Below are 2,372 nucleotides of genomic sequence, written 5' to 3'. Positions count from 1 at the left end.
CTACTGCCTACCACACTAAAGCCACCGCTAATTTAACGAAATAAAAATGGTATAAAAAATTATTGTTATTGGTTTTTGAAAAAAATTTTTGCTCATAATAACAATAAAAAAGCAACCTTTTACAAGATTGCTTTTTTGAATATATGCGTTTGTCGGCTTGCCTACCAACAGTTCTAACTTTTTAGAGAGTTTAACCACAATATTGGCATTTTGATTGAAGGAGATTGCTGATTTGAAAAGGTATTGAAAAGCAAAAAATTACAGTATAGGTATAACCATAAACAGAGGGAAAAGTTTATATTGGATTCAGAAAATTGTGAGCAAAGCTAACCATTAGCATTCTTACAAAAGAAACTTCTTCCTTAACTCTTGTAAAATTATCCACTACTTCAGATAACAAAAGCCGCAGTGATGCGGCTTTTGTTATCTGATAATTTATTTATCATGTCAGTTAAAAATAAAGTAATTCAAGATTTAGCCCTTTTGTAATTTTTGCCTCTCCATAAAATATCATCTTTTCCATCAAAGTATATTATATCATTTTCAACATCCATTTTCTCAACAAAGCATTCAGTAAAATTTTTAAGTGTAATTGTAAAATAATTCTCACCGTTTTTAAAATCCAACGAGTTAAAGACCCTAAAATAAATTCGCTGGTAACATTTTCCTTCTTCTATACATTGAGGATATAAATCTTGTATTAAAAAACTTAAAGAGGGGCTTTGACAATATGGTATCATAGCCTTAGGTATTTTAATGAATGTACTATCTGATTTTAATTGTCGCATCAAACAACCAAAATTGAATAGATATCTAAATCTATTTGAAAAAAAAGCATCATCCTCTGGTAGTAAAACATGAATATAAAGAGTGTCTTGTGAAAGATTTTTTTCATGTTTAAAATCAAAGTATAACTTAAAAAAATTTCTATCATTTGATAGTACAATTGTATTGTTGGTTAATACTTTAAAATTACCCTTTGCAAGTGTATCATAACAGATTGGAGTTACTACATCTTCAAGTTTAGACAAAGGCCTTTTTAAAAAAAAAGTATTTGTTCTCCCATTAACACTTAAAGTTTCTCCGGCACATTTATATACCCCACTTATATTTTTTAAAGTTTTTAGTATTGTTGAATCAGAAGCATTTCCTTTAAAAAAAAGTATCGATGTGTAAATTAACAAAAGTAATCTTTTCATTTATCAGTTATTTTAAATTTGCATAAGGATAGTAAATATCACCATTAGGTAAGGTACCATGTAAATCTCTAACTGTTCCAGAGTTTATATCTGATAAATTTCTTGCACTACTTGTAGAAAATGTTCCATCGAATGAAAATTGTACTTGATATGCCTGAACCTCGTCTCCGATATTACTACCCGTAGCACCAACATTCAACAAATAACCCTTAGTGCTTTCTTTAGTAGAAAATCTTAACCCACCAGAGTTTAAATTTTGAAGTACATGAACTACTTCATGAAAAAATAAACCATCATTACTTCCTTCAACTATTACAGTTTTTCCATCTCCTTGAACAACATGGTGAGTTCCATTGTCGTTGGCAGGAGATTGAAATGAATAGTTATGATTAACATCTGCCCTCATAGCGTCTATAGCTGCAATTCCTGTTCTCAAATTATCGTTTCTTTTACCTAATTCGGTATTGGATTTTGTTAAATGATTAATAGTGTTATTTGCAGCTTTAAGTTCTTTATCACTAAGTTTTCTTGACGCAATTTGAGCTTGCTTATTACTTATAATGCGATTGTTTTTTGCTATTTTGGCATTATTTGCATTGATTCTATTATTTGCATTGTTTGCAATTCGATTTGCCACAGCATTGTTTGCTTTACCAATAATTGAATCACCAAGTTGATCATTAAATAATATAGGATTATCATTCATTGCAGAGTATAGACTCTGTGCATAATCCGGTTTCGGGTCTATTTGCCACCATCTGCCAAGCTGTGGGTCTAAGCTTCTAAAGTTGGTTGCATACAGTTCTAACCCCGAACCATCGGAGAACTCTTTGCTTTGCAATTCAGAACCTTTATTGTATTTGTATTTATTTTCTGTACCGCCTGCTGCTTTGCTGCTTATTCCCGCCATGGTGAGTCCGAACGGATAATAATGCGTCTCCTCCAACAAAGGCCCTCGGGTATGAACTACCTGCAAATTATCAAAGAACACATCTACCGGACTTTCATTGCTGCAATAAATATAAATATACCCGTTTTGGGGTATTTGTATACCCTGCATACTGGCATCGTTATGGTGGTCTATTACTACTCCACTACTGCCTACCACACTAAAGCCACCGCTAATTTAACGAAATAAAAATGGTATAAAAAATTATTGTTATTGGTTTTTTT

The 2,372-nt window shown here is 31.7% G+C and carries 2 protein-coding genes; both read right to left on the bottom strand.

The genetic code is table 11. The features are described 5' to 3' along the window. Nucleotides 1–467 precede the first annotated feature (467 nt). Nucleotides 468–1,199, bottom strand: a complete 732-nt coding sequence (locus tag LX80_RS14295) for a hypothetical protein (RefSeq protein WP_111297324.1) — start codon at nt 1,197–1,199, stop codon at nt 468–470. Nucleotides 1,200–1,206: 7 nt separating this feature from the next. Further along, a complete protein-coding gene (locus LX80_RS14290) occupies nt 1,207–2,307 on the bottom strand; it encodes an RHS repeat-associated core domain-containing protein (RefSeq protein WP_111297323.1) in 1,101 nt (366 codons plus the stop codon). Between the last annotated feature and the right edge of the window lie 65 nt (nt 2,308–2,372).

It is taken from the genome of Hydrotalea sandarakina, from assembly GCF_003254115.1.
Lineage (GTDB): Bacteria > Bacteroidota > Bacteroidia > Chitinophagales > Chitinophagaceae > Hydrotalea > Hydrotalea sandarakina.
Note: the sequence above shows the minus strand (reverse complement) of the source record. Positions and strands in the feature narration are given on the sequence as shown.